The sequence below is a fragment of the Streptomyces sp. NPDC013157 genome (assembly GCF_042899865.1).
Classification (GTDB): domain Bacteria; phylum Actinomycetota; class Actinomycetes; order Streptomycetales; family Streptomycetaceae; genus Streptomyces.
In genome coordinates, this window is the sequence record NZ_JBIBAK010000008.1 from 55197 (window position 1) to 68914 (window position 13718).

The following is a 13718-nucleotide window of genomic DNA, read 5'->3' on the forward strand; positions in this document are numbered from 1 at the left end:
GGCCGAGCCGGTCCTCCGCGGCCGCACGGCGGGCAGAGCCGCAGGGCGGACCGTAGATTGAGGTGGGAGCCGTTGAGGCGGGAAGGAGCGTCAGCGGTGGCATCGCGGGTTGATCACACGGCGCTGTTCGCCGCGACGCCGAGCCCGTATCTGGTGCTGGGACCCGACCTGGTCATCGTCGATGTGAACCGGGCCTATCTCGCGGCCACCGGACGCACCCGGGAGGACCTGCTCGGGCGGCACATCTTCACCGCGTTCCCGGACAACCCCGCCGACCCGGACGCCGACGGGGTCCGCAACCTCGGCGCATCCCTGCGCCGGGTCCTCGCCACCGGCCGGCCCGACACGATGGCGCTGCAGAAGTACGACATCCCCGTCGTCAGCCGTCCCGGGGTCTTCGAGGAGCGGTGGTGGTCCCCGGTGAACACCCCCGTGCTCGGCCCGGACGGGGAGGTGACGTACATCATCCACCGGGTGGAGGACGTCACCGCGTTCGTCATGGAGTACCGTGCCACCCACGCCGACGGCGTCCTGGAGGGGCACCGGCTGAAGGAGACGCAGGCTCTGGAGGCGGAACTGTACGCCCGGGCGCGGGAGTTGCAACGGCTGAACGAGGACCTGCGGCAGGCGCACACCCGCGAGCGCGAGGTCGCCGTCATCCTGCAGGAAGCCATGCTCCACGTCCCCGACCTGGCCCACCACGGCGACATCGCGGTGCGCTACCTGCCCGCCACCGGCTCCCTCAACGTCTGCGGCGACTGGTACGACGTCGTCGACATCGCGCCGGACCGGCTCGCCGTCGCGGTGGGCGACGTCATCGGCCACGGCCTGGAGGCGGCGGCCGTCATGGGCATGCTGCGCAGCGCCCTGTCCGCCGCCACCCGGGCCCTGGAGCGCCCCGCCCAGGCGCTGGAGGTGCTCGGCCTGTACGCCAGGTCCGTCGAGGGGGCCCTGGGCACCACCGCGGTCAATGCGGTCGTCGACATGCGCAGCCGCCTGATCACCTACAGCAGTGCCGGCCATCCGCCGCCGATGCTCATCCACCCCGACGGCAGCTGCGAACTGCTGGACCAGGCCACCGACCCACCGCTCGGCGCCCGCCCGCAGCACGTCCCCCGCCCGCAGGCGAGCCTGCCGTACAAGCCGGGCGACATCCTCGTCCTGTACACCGACGGGCTCATCGAGCGGCGGGACCAGGACATCGACGAGGGGCTGGAGCAACTGGCCGGCATCCTCGGCGAGTTCATCCATCTGGGCACCGAACAGCTCGCCGACACCGTGCTGGCCCGCCTGGGCGTCGCCAGCGGCGGCCGGGACGACATCGCGCTCATCGTCGTACGGCTCTGAGCCGCGCGCCGCCGCCGAGCGGCCGGAACCCCTGGCGGCCGGCGCGTACCCCGTCCAGGGCGATGCCGAGGACGCGGTCGCGCTGGGCGTCGTCCTCGAAGGCCGTCGCCGTGATGCCCGAGACCATGCGGAGCAGGTCGCCGATCTCCATGTCGGTGCGGACCACGCCCGCCTTCTGGGCCCGCTCCAGCAGCGGGCCGCCGGCCGCGTACATCGAGTCACGGCAGGCCTGGAAGATCTCCGACTCGTCGTTGAGGGCCTCGCGCACCGCCCGTTTGGTGACCATGTAGCCGGTGAAGCGGTCCAGCCACGAGGTCAGGGCCGCCCACGGCTCCAGCCCGGCCAGGTCCACGGCGGCCCGGCACAGCGCGTTGACCTCGTCCGCGTAGACGCTCTCGAAGAGGTCGCGGCGGGTCGGGAAGTTCCGGTAGAGGGTGCCGATCCCGACCCCCGCGCGACGGGCGACGTCCTCCAGGGAGACGTCCGCGCCCCGCTCGGCGAACGCCTCGCGGGCGGCTGTGACCAGCGCGTCGTAGTTGCGGGCCGCGTCCTTACGGTGCGGTCTGCGGGACGCGACGATCTCACTGACGGGGAACGGGCTGTCCGACACTGCTGCCTCCCGTGCGGCAAGGGTGAACCGGAGGGTTTCCTCGACTTCGGTTGAAGCGGAGGGTGGCCTCCAGTAGAGTGGAGGGGCACCTCCACTTTAGCAGTGCGGAGCGGTACCGCCATGGCCGGACGCGGCCCGGTGCCTCCCTCGTCCTTCCCTCTTTCCCTCTTTCCCTCTTCCCTCCGTTCCGATTTCGGAGAGGCCCTCATGCCCCGGAAGTCCACCCGCCTCACCTTCGCGGTCCTCGCGACCGGTGCCGGCGTGTTCTCCATGCTCCAGTCGCTGGTCGCACCGGCCCTGCCGACCGTCCAGCACGCCCTGCACACCTCCCAGTCCACCGCGACCTGGGTGATGACGGCGTATCTGCTGTCCGCCTCGGTCTTCACCCCGATACTCGGCCGGGCCGGCGACCTGATCGGCAAGAAGCGCACCCTCGTCGCCGTCCTGCTGGCCGTCCTGGCCGGCTGTCTGGTCGCCGCCCTCGCGCCGAACATCGGCGTCCTGATCATCGCCCGGGTCGTCCAGGGCATCGGCGGCGCCCTGTTCCCGCTCTCCTTCGGCATCATCCGCGACGAGTTCACCCCGGCCGAGGTCAGCGGCAGCATCAGCAACCTCTCCGCGGTGATCGCGGCCGGCGGCGGTGTCGGCATCGTGGCCGCGGGACCGATCGTCTCGGCGCTCGACTACCGCTGGCTGTTCTGGATCCCCGTCGGCGTGGTCGCGGCCACCGTCCTGATCGCCGCCCGCTACGTCCCCGAGTCGCCCAAGCGGGCCGAGGGCAGCGTCAGCTGGCTCGGTGCCGGACTGCTCTCCGCCTGGCTGGTGGCGCTGCTGCTGCCGCTGAGCCAGGCCGGTCAGTGGGGCTGGGGCTCGGCCAGGGTGCTCGGCCTGTTCGGCGCGGCCGTCGTCCTGTTCGCCGTATGGCTGCTCACCGAGTCCCGCTCCGTCACCCCGCTCATCGACCTGCGCGTGATGCGGCTGCCGGCCGTCTGGACCACCAACACGGCCGCTCTCCTCTTCGGCGCCGGCATGTACGCGATCTGGTCCTTCCTGCCCGGCTTCGTCCAGACCCCCGCCGCGGCCGGCTACGGCTTCGGCGCCACCGTCACCGAGTCCGGCCTGCTCATGCTCCCGATGCTCATCGCCATGTTCCTCTCGGGTGTCGTCGGCGGCCGCCTCGAACCCCGCGTGGGCGCCAAGGCGCAGCTCACCGCGGGGGCCGCGCTCGGCGCACTGGCCTGCGGCTTCCTCACCCTCTGGCACGACGCGCAGTGGCAGATCGGCGTCGTCGCAGGTCTGTTCGGCCTCGGCATCGGCCTGGCCTTCGCCTCGATGGCCAACCTCATCGTCGGCAGCGTGCCGCCCGAGCAGACCGGCGCCGCGACCGGAATGAACGCCAACATCCGCACCATCGGCGGCTCGATCGGCGCCGCGCTCACCAGCGTCCTGGTCACCGGCCGGCTCCAGTCCTCCGGACTGCCGTACGCCTCCGGCTACACCCACGCCTGGGCCCTGCTCGCACTGTTCTGCCTGACCGCGGCCGGCGCCGCCCTCCTCGTCCCGGTCCGCCGCGCGAGCCGCGTCGCCGACCCGGTCACGGAGCGGCCGGCGGCAGCACCCGTACGCGTGCGGTAGTGTTGACCTGCGTGATCACGCGGCAACCACCGCGTGACTCCGCAGCGGGACGTGGCGCAGCTTGGTAGCGCACTTGACTGGGGGTCAAGGGGTCGCAGGTTCAAATCCTGTCGTCCCGACGGTGCGAAGGGTCTTCGCAGGTGAAAGCCTGCGGGGGCCCTTTTCCGCGTGGGGTGTTTCCGGCTTCGGGGCGAACATGCCGCCGGCAGGCGGCATTCGCTCAGCGGGGGGTGCCGAAGTCCTGGGTCCAGTAGCTGTCGGGCTGTGCGAGACCGACGCCGATCTCCTTGAACGCGCAGTTGAGGATGTTGGCCTTGTGGCCGGGGCTGGCCATCCACGCGGCCATGACCTGCTCGGGAGAGGCGTAGCCGTAGGCCACGTTCTCGCCGTAGGCGCTCCAGGTGTACCCGGCACCGGTGATGCGGTCTCCGGGGGAGGAGCCGTCGGACCCGGAGTGTGACATGTTCTGGTGGAGAGCCATGTCCTCACTGTGTGCCTGCGCGACCTTGGTCAGGGTCGTGTTCAGGGTCAGGGCCGAACAGCCGACCTTGCCGCGCTCGGCATTGACGAGTTCCAGGACGCGAGCCACGACTCCGGACGCCGTGGCGGCGGCCTTCGGACTGCTCGACGGCTTGGGGGCCGCGGAGGCGGCAGCGGTGGTGGTCTTCCGGGGGCTGGGCGACGCGGTGGTGCTGGGCCTGGGAGCGGTGGTACGTGCGGTGTGCCAGGACGCTGTGGCCCTCGGCCTGGGCGCGGTGGTCTTCTTCGCACTCGCAGGGGGAGTCTTCGTGGCGCTCGGCGCCGCCGATGCCGTCCCCGAGGGCTCGCCGGCCTGGTTGGCGTCCCAGGGCCGGCCCCGGTTCGCCTCGTTCCACCAGCCCTTCCTGCTCCACGAGTCCTTCGTCGTGCTGACCCCGGCGCTGTCGGACCGGTGTCCGCCGCTGCCGGGCCAGTCGGTACAGGCCATGGCGGCGGACGGTATGCCCACGGTGCCCACTGCGACGGCAGCGACGACTATCCGCCGGTAAGGCGTGTTCTTACGATGCTTTGCCATGTGTAACCCGCTCCTGAGCTGCGGCGGCGTCCTGCGGGTCGTCATTCTTAGGACGTCTTCACATGGAGCGCAAAGGGCCTCGGTACTAACTCGTCTCGTAGGTTCCTGCGGCCCTTGCCAGGGGAGTGAGGCGCACTGGTCTGCTGTTCATGGCCGCTGTGGAGTTCTGTCGCCCCGTCAGGATCCGTATGTGCGCGGAGGACGGATGACAGTGGCTCGCTGGGGGAGGAGTCGTGAATCCGGGCGCGACGCATGGGCGCCTTAAGCGGGACAAATCCCATTTGTCGACTGAGTGGTCTCTACTATCCGGCACGCGTAGATCCGGAACCATTGTGGCGGATGTCACGGGTGGTGGTCTGGTCTGACCTGGACGGACAGGCCAAGGCGACCGAACGCCGGTGAACGACTGACGCACCTGCCCGCGACGCCCGACGACGTCAGGTGACACGGCCGGCATGCATAGCTTGCGGCCCCGGGTACGGCGCCCGACCCCCCGCCCCGACGTAGCGTGAACCCGTCGCCGTACGCCCGCCCCGCACCACCGGGAGTCCCAGATGGCCCGCTCCGAAGCCCGCGTCCCCACCGACCGCCCCGCCCGCTACGCCAAGCAGCTCGCCTCGCACCTGGGCCGCCGCTCGCAGACCAGCTGGGACGAGGAGACCGGCACCGGCGGCATCGTCTTCCAGAACGGCACCGGCACCCTGACCGCGACCGAGGGCGCCCTGCTGCTCACCGTGGAGACGGACCCCGAGAACCTCGAAGTCCTGGAGGGCGTCGTCGGCCGGCACCTGGTCCGCTTCGGCACCCGTGACGAACTCGTCGTCGCCTGGCACCGCGACAACGGGGAGCCGGGCACCACCCAGCGCAACTCCGAAGACCCCAAACCCCTCTGACCTAGTCGAACTGGCTCGGCAGCGGTGCTGGGGTCCTGCCGGACAGTACTTCCTTGAGGCGCTCGGCGCCGTTCTGCAGGGCGAGGGCGGTGCTGTCGTGGTCGACGCCCGAGAGGCCGCCGTTGGTGACCGCGGCTCCGGAGGCGCCGACGCGCAGCGCCGCGACGTCGAGGGTGGTCGTGGCGGGCTGCCCGTTCGAGGTGCCCTGGACGGTGACCGTGAGCGCCGCCAGCTCGTCGCCCACCTTGGGCGGTTCCTTGTACTCGACGACCTGCACGGTCCGCTTGCTGCCGTCCGAGGCGGTGGCCGAGAACTGGCTGCACTCCGCGGGGAGGTTCCTCAGCCACTTGATGGTGGCCTCCATGGCGGCCTGGCCGTAGTCGCCGACCTGGTACAGCAGCCGGGAGTCCTCCGAGGTGAAGCCGCGCAGCCCGGAGGCGCCGGTGGCGCGGCCCAGCAGGGTGTCGGAGTAGAGGCTGTCCAGCAGTCGCTGGCAGTCGGCGGCGTCCGACTTGGCGTTGAGGAACTGGGCGACGTCGACCTTCCCGACCAGCATCTGGTTGCGCCAGGTGGCCGCGTCGTTGGCCAGCTGCCAGTTGTCCTCGATGTCGGCCGGCGTGATCAGCGCGGCCTGCGCCCCGGGGCCGGTGAGGGTGGGGGTGCGCGACGGGGCCGGGGAGCGCTCGGCGGCGGGCGAGACGGCCGCGGCCTCGGGGGAGCCGCTGCCGTCCGAACAGGCCGCCGTGGCGAGCAGGGTCCCCGCCGCCAGGGCCGTGGCGAGCACACGCGCGGGTCGGGACGGACGGGTCATCGCGACTGCCTCCTCGGGGACGCGGTACGTCACTGGGCGGACGGCGCCGGTGCGCCCCTCCCGCCGGACGACGCCGGACGACGTCGCTGCGTCCCTCCACGCCACCACCGGCCGCGTGCGCCGACCACCCGCACGTGCCATTCGGGTGAGCGTCGTGATCAGGCCGCCGTGATCCGCACCCGCCGGCTGCCACAGCGCGGGCACACCGCGTCCGTGAGCGGCGACGGCACGGCCCGGCCGGCCTCGTCGACGTACTCCAGGGTGCTCTGCAGCTCCGGGTCGGCGACCGGGTCGGTGAAGAACACCGCCTGGAAGGTGGCCTCCCAGGCCCGGCCGCACCGCCCGCAGCGGAACGCGAAGGTCTCGGGCACGGCGCCGGGCACCGGCCCGGGACCCGGGGGCTCGGTCATCGGCTCCGGCTCCTGTCACTCGGCCTCCGCCACCAGCGCACCGCCCCTCCCGGCCGGCGGCAAGTCGGGGCCGGGTGTCCCAGGCGTGGACGCCCCCTTGACGCCGGACGGAGGCCGATCGACACTCCAGGTGGGAATCCTAGTGAAAAGGTAGGGAAAGATGGGTCGCCTGCGCACGCTCACCGGCAGACAGCGCCGTGAGAGCCCCGCGCCCTGGACGGCCCCCCTGCTCACCTCCCGCCGCCACATCGACCTGCTGCGGATGTGCGGCGCCACCGGCCGCAGAGACTGAGCGCCCGGTCCCGGCCGTACGAGCCGGGCGCCCGTCCGCCGGGACGCGCCACGGCCCACCGACAACCCACCGACGAACGCTTCCGCCGCGCGTACGTCCGCGCGCCCGCCCGCCCCCGGGGAGACGCATGTCCATCACTCCACTCGCCGCCCTGCCGTCCGTCCGCACCGCCCCCGGCTTCCGGGGCCGTATCGGCCGCGACGCGCGCAGCGGCCACTACGCCGTGCCGCGCCGCTACCGGCTGCACCTGTCCACCGCCTGTCCCGACGGCCTCCGGATCGCCGTCGGGCACAGCCTGCTGGCCCTGGACGACTGTTGTCCGGTCACCTTCCTGCCCGCCGTCCCGGACTGTCCCGACGGCAGCCACGCGGTGCTGCGCCCGCTGTACGAGGCCAGCGCGCACCGCTACTCGGGACCGGCCCTCGCACCGGTGTTCAGCGACGGGTGGTCCGGCAGGATCGTCAGCACCCACAGCCGGGACATCCTGCGCGACCTGGACCAGCACTTCGGCGACGGCGTCGCCCGGCTCTACCCGTGCGGCGCCGAGGCCGAGATCGAGGCCGTCGAGCGGCTGTGCGCCGAGGACATCGAACAGGCCGCCCAGTGCGCCGGCCGCGAGGGCGGTGACCCGGAGGCGCTGGAGCTGCTGCTCGCCACCCTGGACGGGCTGGAGCGCCGGCTGACCGGGGTGGAGTTCCTGGTCGGCGGGCAACTCACCGCCGCCGACATCGAGTTGTGGGTGGCCCTGGTGCAACTCGACACCGTGCACCGCAACCACCTGGACGCCGCCGCCGTGCACGCCATCGCCGGCCACCCGGCGCTGTGGGCCTACGCCCGCCGGCTGGCCGCCCACCCGGCCTTCGGCACCCACCTCGACCTCGACGGCATCGCCCGCCGCCACCACGGCCGTTGCCAGGGCCTGGAAGCCGCCGGCGCGGCCGTCCAGATCCTGGACTGGGCGGGCCACGCGGCAGACGTCCCCCGCGGTCCTCGCAGGTGAGAGCGGCCTGAACCGTTTCGCCAGTCGGACAGGCGTTGACATTCGTTTGGCCAACTGCGTTACTTACGGACCAGAACGGTCATGAGCGTCAGCGTCAAGCCCTGGCTTGCTGACCGGCAACCCTCGCACCGCGGTGGGGTGCCCCAGGTGACGACCGGACCGACGACGTTTCGGCAAGCGACGATTCGGTAAGCGCGAGTGCCCCTCGGGGCCGGCACGACAGTGACAGGTGACGGACATGTACGCAGCTCCCAGGACGGCCCAGCGCCGCGCCGAGGGCTGCGTACGCCCGTACCCGAGCCCCCTCGTCGCCGACCGCGCCGTCGACCTGCTCCGTGTCAACAGCGCCCTGTGTAGCGCGTGTACCGCCCCGGGCTGTGCCCGCTGTCGGGTCTGACCAGGCTCTTCCGCCGGTTCCCCGCAGTTCCGCACCCCAGCGTCCCCGTCGAAACACCGGCCGTCCGGTGTGCCGCCGTCCGCCCAGCCCCCGTGCCCGCGCGCCCCCGCGCACCGAACCGTGCCCGAACACGGCCCGGTGCGCGGCCCCCGCCGTGGGACACGTGGGTGTCCGACTCCGCCGGAGCCCGCCATGAGTGAACCCCCAGGCGCCACGATCGCCGCCCCCGAGGCACCGCCCGCTGCCGATGAGCCGTCAAAACCCCTCTCCGCACAGCGTGTTCTGCCGCTGCGCAGGCCGGGACGGTGGATCGCCACCGCCGTCGTCCTGGTCCTGGCCGCCCAGTTCGTGCACGGACTGGTGTCCAACCCCTTCTACCAGTGGGACCGTTTCGGCTACTGGTTCCTACGGCCGAACATCCTCGACGGGCTGCTCATCACCCTCGAAGTCACCGCCTACAGCGCGGTGCTGGGCCTCCTCGGCGGCATCCTGCTCGCCCTGGCCCGGCTGTCGAAGAGCCCGGTGCTGCGCGCCGTCAGCTGGACCTACGTGTGGGCGCTGCGCTCCATCCCGCTCATCGTGGTCCTGCTCTTCCTCTACAACTTCAGCGCCCTCTACAAGACGCTGAGTCTCGGCGTCCCCTTCGGGCCGGCCTTCTTCTCCTTCGACGAGTCGAAGCTCGCCACCGACATGGTGATCGCCGTGCTCGGCCTCAGTCTCAACGAGGCGGCCTACGCGGCCGAGGTGGTGCGCGGCGGCATCCTCTCCGTGGACCAGGGACAGCACGAGGCGGCCGCCGCACTCGGCCTTCCGAAGGGCTACCAGTTCCGGAAGATCGTCTTCCCGCAGGCGCTGCGCTCGATCATCCCGAACTACGTCAACCAGCTGATCGGCCTGATCAAGGGCACCTCGCTGGTCTTCTACGTCTCGCTGCTCGACCTGTTCGGCTCCGCACAGACCATGGGCTCCACCTACCCCGGCGACATCGTGCCGCTGCTGCTGGTGGTGACCGTCTGGTACCTGATCCTCACGAGCGTGGTCTCCGTGATCCAGTTCTACGTCGAGCGGTACTACGCCCGGGGTGCCGCGCGCACCCTGCCGCCGACGCCCCTGCAGAAACTGCGGGCCGGGCTCGGTGACCTGCGCGCCCGAATCCGCCGGGAGGCCGCCGTATGACCACCACCGACACCCTGGAGACGGCCCCGGCCTCCCTGGAGATCCACGACGTCCACAAGTGGTACGGCGCCCACCGCGTGCTCGACGGCGTCGACCTGACCGTACGGCCCGGCGAGGTCACCGTCATCCTCGGCCCGTCCGGCTCAGGCAAGTCCACTCTCCTCAGGGTCATCAACCACCTGGAGAAGCCCGAGATCGGCCACGTCAGCGTCAACGGCGAGCTGATCGGGGTCAAGCGGCAGGGCGAGCGGCTCAAGGAGCTGAGCGAGCGCGACATCCTGGCCCAGCGCGGCCGGATCGGCTTCGTCTTCCAGAACTTCAACCTCTTCCCGCATCTGACCGTCCTCGACAACGTGGCGGCGGCCCCCGTCGCCACCGGAAAGCTGGCCAAGCCCGAGGCGCAGGCGCTGGCCAAGGAACTCCTCGAACGCGTCGGCCTCGGCGAACGGATCGGCGCCTATCCGCGGCAGCTGTCCGGCGGCCAGCAGCAGCGCGTCGCCATCGCCCGCGCGCTCGCCCTGCGTCCCGGTGTGATCCTCTTCGACGAGCCCACCTCGGCCCTGGACCCGGAACTCGTCGGCGAGGTCCTCGCGGTCATCAAGGACCTGGCGACCAGCGGCACCACGCTCGTCATCGTCACCCACGAGATCGGCTTCGCCCGCGAGATCGCCGACCGGGTGGTCTTCATCGACGGCGGCAGGATCGTCGAACAGGGCCCGCCCTCCGAGGTTCTCGACAAGCCGCAGAACGAGCGGACCAGGGACTTTCTGAGCAAGGTCCTCTGACCTCCCACCGCACCCCTCGACTTCCCCCCACGCCACCCTCCATCACCTGCAGCGACAAGGAACGGCCATGTCTACCCACATCACCCGACGCAGCCTGATCAGAGGCATCACCGCGGCCACCGCCGTCGCCTCCCTCGCCACCGGGCTCGCCGCCTGCGGGGGCAACAGCGACGCGGCCACCACCACCGACAGCACCAAGTCCGGCACGGTCGTCGTCGGCCGGGTCTCCAACGGCGCCGCCACCCAGACCACCATCAAGGTCTCCGAGGTCAAGTCCATCAGCGCCGAGCTGCCCGCCGCCCTCAAGAAGAGCGGCACGCTGGAGATCGGCATCGGCGCCCTGCCCGCCGGGTTCCCGCCGCTGGCGTACGTCGGCGACGACCAGAAGACCCTCACCGGCTCCGAGCCCGACCTCGGCCGGCTGGTCGCCGCGGTCTTCGGACTCAAGGCCGAGGTCAAGAACTCCACCTGGGAGAACCTCTTCGTCGGCATCGACAGCGGCAAGGTCGACGTGGCCTTCTCCAACGTCACCGACACCGAGGAGCGCAAGAAGAAGTACGAGTTCGCCTCCTACCGGCAGGACAACCTCGCCTTCATCGTGCCGAAGAAGAGCACCTGGAACTTCGACGGCAACTACGAGAACCTCGCCGGCAAGACGGTCGCCGTCGGCTCCGGCACCAACCAGGAGAAGATCCTCCTGGAGTGGAAGGACAAGCTGGCCAAGGAGGGCAAGAAGCTCACCGTCAAGTACTTCCAGGACAGCACCAGCACCTTCCTGGCCCTGAACAGCGGCAAGATCGACGCCTCCTTCGGCCCCAACCCCGGCTTCGCCTACCACAACCGCCAGGTGGCCAACACGCCCAACGCCACCCGCACCGCGGGCACCTACTCCGGCGCGGGCGCCAGCCTCCAGGGCCTCATCGCGGCCACCGCCAAGAAGGACAGCGGCCTCGCCAAGCCGCTCGCCGACGCCATCAACTACCTGATCAAGAACGGTCAGTACGCCGAGTGGCTCAAGGCCTACAACCTCTCCAACGAGGCCGTCGCCAAGTCCGAGGTGAACCCGCCCGGACTGCCGCTCGACAACTCCTGATCACCCGTCAAGAAGCAATCCCGCAAGGCGAGAAAGGACCGCGCCCCCGTGACCGTCCAGACCGACCTCCACGGAGGCGGGGTCCCGCTCGCACCCGATCCGTCCCCGCTCGACAACGCCGTCTGGTCGGCCCTCGCCGGCCCGCACGCCCACCTCGCGGAGAGGGTCGGGCGGGCGGCCCGGTATCCCGACGACGTTTACGCCTATGCGGCGCTCGCCGACGCCACCGACCCGGCCGCCTGGGCCGACCTGCTCGCACTCGTCGGCCCGGGAACGACCGTGAAGATCAAGCCGGTCGAGGCGGCACCGCCCGGCTGGGAGGTGGTCGGCGGCGGGACCGGCGTCCAGTTCGTCGACACGGCACTGCGGGCCGAGCCCGCCCCCGAGGCGGTACGTCTCGGGCCGGACGACGTGCCCGAGATGCTGGATCTGGTCGCCCGCACCGAGCCCGGCCCGTTCCGCACCCGGACCGTCGAGATGGGCACCTATCTCGGCATCCGGCACCGCGGCCGGCTCATAGCCATGGCGGGGGAGCGGCTCCGGCTGCCCGGCTGGACGGAGATCAGCGCCGTCTGCACCGACCCGGAGCACCGGGGCCGGGGCCTGGCCGCCCGCCTCGTCCGCGCGGTCGCCGCCGGGATCCGGGAGCGCGGGGAGACCCCGTTCCTGCACACGGCCCCCGGCAACGCGAACGCCATCCGGCTCTACGAGTCGATCGGCTTCACCGAGCGGCTGCGCGGCCGGACCCTGCTGGTGCGCAGCCCGGGAACAACCACGAACACCGGTCTGTTGTGAGTCACGACGAGATGCACGCGGAGCAGGCCGGGAGGTGCGGGACGTGACACGTGTCCTCAGCCCCAGCCGCCGTACCGTCCTGCACTCCCGGCCGCACATCGACCTCCAGCGCGTGGCCGGCGCGCTCTGTTGTTCCTGACCAGTCGTCCCCGCCGCGCCCCACTTACCGGCGCGCCCTCGTACGGACCTTCAGGAAGGCACCACTGTGTCCTCATCTCCCGCTTCCCACCTGCACCTCGCCGTCGCCCTGGACGGCACCGGCTGGCACCCGGCGTCCTGGCGCGAGCCGGTCGCCCGCCCCCGCGACCTGTTCACCGCCGGCTACTGGGCCGACCTCGTCGCCGAGGCCGAGCGCGGTCTGATCGACTTCGTCACCTTCGAGGACGGCCTCGGCCTGCAGTCCTCGCACTACGGCGAGCTCGACGGCCGCACCGACCAGGTCCGCGGCCGCCTCGACGCCGTCCTGATCGCGTCCCGGATCGCGCCCCTGTCCAGCCACATCGGCCTGGTGCCGACGGTGATCGCCACCCACACCGAGCCGTTCCACATCTCCAAGGCGATCGCCACGCTCGACTACGTCAGCACCGGCCGCGCCGGACTGCGGGTGCAGATCTCCGCCCGCCCGTACGAGGCGGACCACTTCGGCCGCCGTACCTTCCCGCCGATCGACCTCGCGCAACTGCGGTCACCGGCCGGGCAGCAGCGGCTCACCGAGCACTTCGACGAGGCCGCCGACCACGTCGAGGTCGTCCGCAGGCTCTGGGACAGCTGGGAGGACGACGCCGAGATCCGGGACGCCGCCACCGGCCGCTTCATCGACCGCGACAAGCTGCACTACATCGACTTCGAGGGCCGGCACTTCAGCGTGAAGGGCCCCTCCATCACCCCGCGCCCGCCGCAGGGCCAGCCGCTCGTCACCGCCCTCGGCCACCAGACCGTGCCCTACCGGCTGATCGCCCGCCAGGCCGACGTTGGCTACGTCACCCCGCAGGACGGCGCCGACGCCCGCGCCATCGTCGCCGAGATCCGCGCCGAGCAGGAGGCCGCCGGCCGGGCCGCCGACACCGTGCACGTCTTCGGCGACCTCGTGGTCTTCCTGGACGACGACCGGGCCGCGGCCACCGCCCGCAAGGAGCGCCTCGACGCCCTCGACGGCGGCGAGTACACCAGCGACGCCCGGATCTTCACCGGAACGGCCGCCGAACTCGCCGATCTCCTGGAGGAGTTCGCGGCAGAAGGTCTCACCGGCTTCCGGCTGCGGCCCGCCGTGCTCGGCCACGACCTGCCGCGCATCACCGCGGACCTGGTCCCCGAACTCCAGCGCCGTGGCCGCTTCCGTACCGCCTACGAGGCCGACACCCTGCGCGGCCTGCTCGGGCTCGCGCGCCCCGCCAACCGCTACGCCGCCGCCACCGCCTGA

At 71.6% G+C, this 13718-nt stretch carries 15 protein-coding genes, 1 tRNA gene and 1 riboswitch; of the genes, 12 read left to right on the top strand and 4 right to left on the bottom strand.

Annotation, left to right across the window (positions count from 1 at the left end; all coding sequences use genetic code 11):
- Window positions 1-96: 96 nt before the first annotated feature.
- A complete protein-coding gene (locus tag ACFY6U_RS23865) occupies window positions 97-1347 on the top strand; it encodes a PP2C family protein-serine/threonine phosphatase (protein WP_390041217.1) in 1251 nt (416 codons plus the stop codon).
- Here the strand turns inward: ACFY6U_RS23865 and ACFY6U_RS23870 are convergent.
- Entirely contained in the window at window positions 1328-1957 is a 630-nt protein-coding gene (locus tag ACFY6U_RS23870) for a TetR/AcrR family transcriptional regulator (RefSeq protein WP_390041219.1), read from the bottom strand. The two genes, ACFY6U_RS23865 and ACFY6U_RS23870, sit on opposite strands and share 20 nt — an antisense overlap.
- A 207-nt stretch (window positions 1958-2164) precedes the next feature.
- Here ACFY6U_RS23870 and ACFY6U_RS23875 point away from each other — a divergent pair, with 207 nt between their 5' ends.
- Window positions 2165-3592 carry an MFS transporter gene (locus ACFY6U_RS23875; protein WP_390041220.1) on the top strand — a complete coding sequence of 476 codons (1428 nt, stop codon included), beginning with the start codon at window positions 2165-2167 and terminating at the stop codon, window positions 3590-3592.
- A gap of 45 nt (window positions 3593-3637) precedes the next feature.
- Window positions 3638-3711 (top strand) — tRNA-Pro (locus tag ACFY6U_RS23880).
- Between the two features lie 101 nt (window positions 3712-3812).
- On the opposite strand, the gene ACFY6U_RS23885 is transcribed toward ACFY6U_RS23880, so the two are convergent.
- On the bottom strand, window positions 3813-4646 hold the full coding sequence (locus tag ACFY6U_RS23885; RefSeq protein WP_390041222.1) for a CAP domain-containing protein: 834 nt from the start codon (window positions 4644-4646) through the stop codon (window positions 3813-3815).
- 554 nt (window positions 4647-5200) lie between these two features.
- Here ACFY6U_RS23885 and ACFY6U_RS23890 point away from each other — a divergent pair.
- Window positions 5201-5539, top strand: coding sequence for a DUF2218 domain-containing protein (locus ACFY6U_RS23890; RefSeq protein WP_351500666.1), 339 nt, complete (start codon window positions 5201-5203; stop codon window positions 5537-5539).
- Window position 5540: 1 nt separating this feature from the next.
- On the opposite strand, the gene ACFY6U_RS23895 is transcribed toward ACFY6U_RS23890, so the two are convergent.
- Window positions 5541-6350, bottom strand: a complete 810-nt coding sequence (locus tag ACFY6U_RS23895; RefSeq protein WP_390041225.1) for a hypothetical protein — start codon at window positions 6348-6350, stop codon at window positions 5541-5543.
- Between the two features lie 158 nt (window positions 6351-6508).
- The gene (locus ACFY6U_RS23900; protein WP_351500662.1) at window positions 6509-6760 is read right to left on the bottom strand and encodes a hypothetical protein; all 252 of its coding nucleotides are present in this window, start codon (window positions 6758-6760) and stop codon (window positions 6509-6511) included.
- A gap of 160 nt (window positions 6761-6920) precedes the next feature.
- Between ACFY6U_RS23900 and ACFY6U_RS23905 the strand changes: the two genes are divergently transcribed.
- From ACFY6U_RS23905 to ACFY6U_RS23940, 8 genes are all read left to right on the top strand, one after another.
- Window positions 6921-7052: a hypothetical protein gene (locus ACFY6U_RS23905; protein ID WP_351500660.1), complete on the top strand. Its 132-nt coding sequence runs from the start codon at window positions 6921-6923 to the stop codon at window positions 7050-7052.
- A gap of 127 nt (window positions 7053-7179) precedes the next feature.
- On the top strand, window positions 7180-8052 hold the full coding sequence (locus ACFY6U_RS23910; protein ID WP_390041227.1) for a glutathione S-transferase C-terminal domain-containing protein: 873 nt from the start codon (window positions 7180-7182) through the stop codon (window positions 8050-8052).
- Window positions 8053-8129: 77 nt separating this feature from the next.
- A riboswitch (SAM riboswitch) is annotated at window positions 8130-8253 on the top strand.
- A 388-nt stretch (window positions 8254-8641) separates the two neighbouring features.
- Window positions 8642-9625 (top strand): amino acid ABC transporter permease, encoded by a 984-nt coding sequence (locus tag ACFY6U_RS23915; protein WP_390041229.1) that lies wholly within the window; start codon window positions 8642-8644, stop codon window positions 9623-9625.
- On the top strand, window positions 9622-10410 hold the full coding sequence (locus tag ACFY6U_RS23920; protein WP_390041231.1) for an amino acid ABC transporter ATP-binding protein: 789 nt from the start codon (window positions 9622-9624) through the stop codon (window positions 10408-10410). The genes ACFY6U_RS23915 and ACFY6U_RS23920 overlap by 4 nt, the downstream gene beginning before the upstream one ends.
- A 67-nt stretch (window positions 10411-10477) precedes the next feature.
- Complete coding sequence (locus ACFY6U_RS23925; RefSeq protein ID WP_390041233.1) at window positions 10478-11503, top strand: transporter substrate-binding domain-containing protein; 1026 nt, start codon at window positions 10478-10480, stop codon at window positions 11501-11503.
- 48 nt (window positions 11504-11551) lie between these two features.
- Window positions 11552-12298, top strand: coding sequence for a GNAT family N-acetyltransferase (locus ACFY6U_RS23930; RefSeq protein WP_390041235.1), 747 nt, complete (start codon window positions 11552-11554; stop codon window positions 12296-12298).
- A gap of 43 nt (window positions 12299-12341) precedes the next feature.
- Window positions 12342-12437: a putative leader peptide gene (locus tag ACFY6U_RS23935; RefSeq protein ID WP_350785419.1), complete on the top strand. Its 96-nt coding sequence runs from the start codon at window positions 12342-12344 to the stop codon at window positions 12435-12437.
- Between the two features lie 66 nt (window positions 12438-12503).
- Complete coding sequence (locus ACFY6U_RS23940) at window positions 12504-13718, top strand: LLM class flavin-dependent oxidoreductase (protein WP_390041237.1); 1215 nt, start codon at window positions 12504-12506, stop codon at window positions 13716-13718.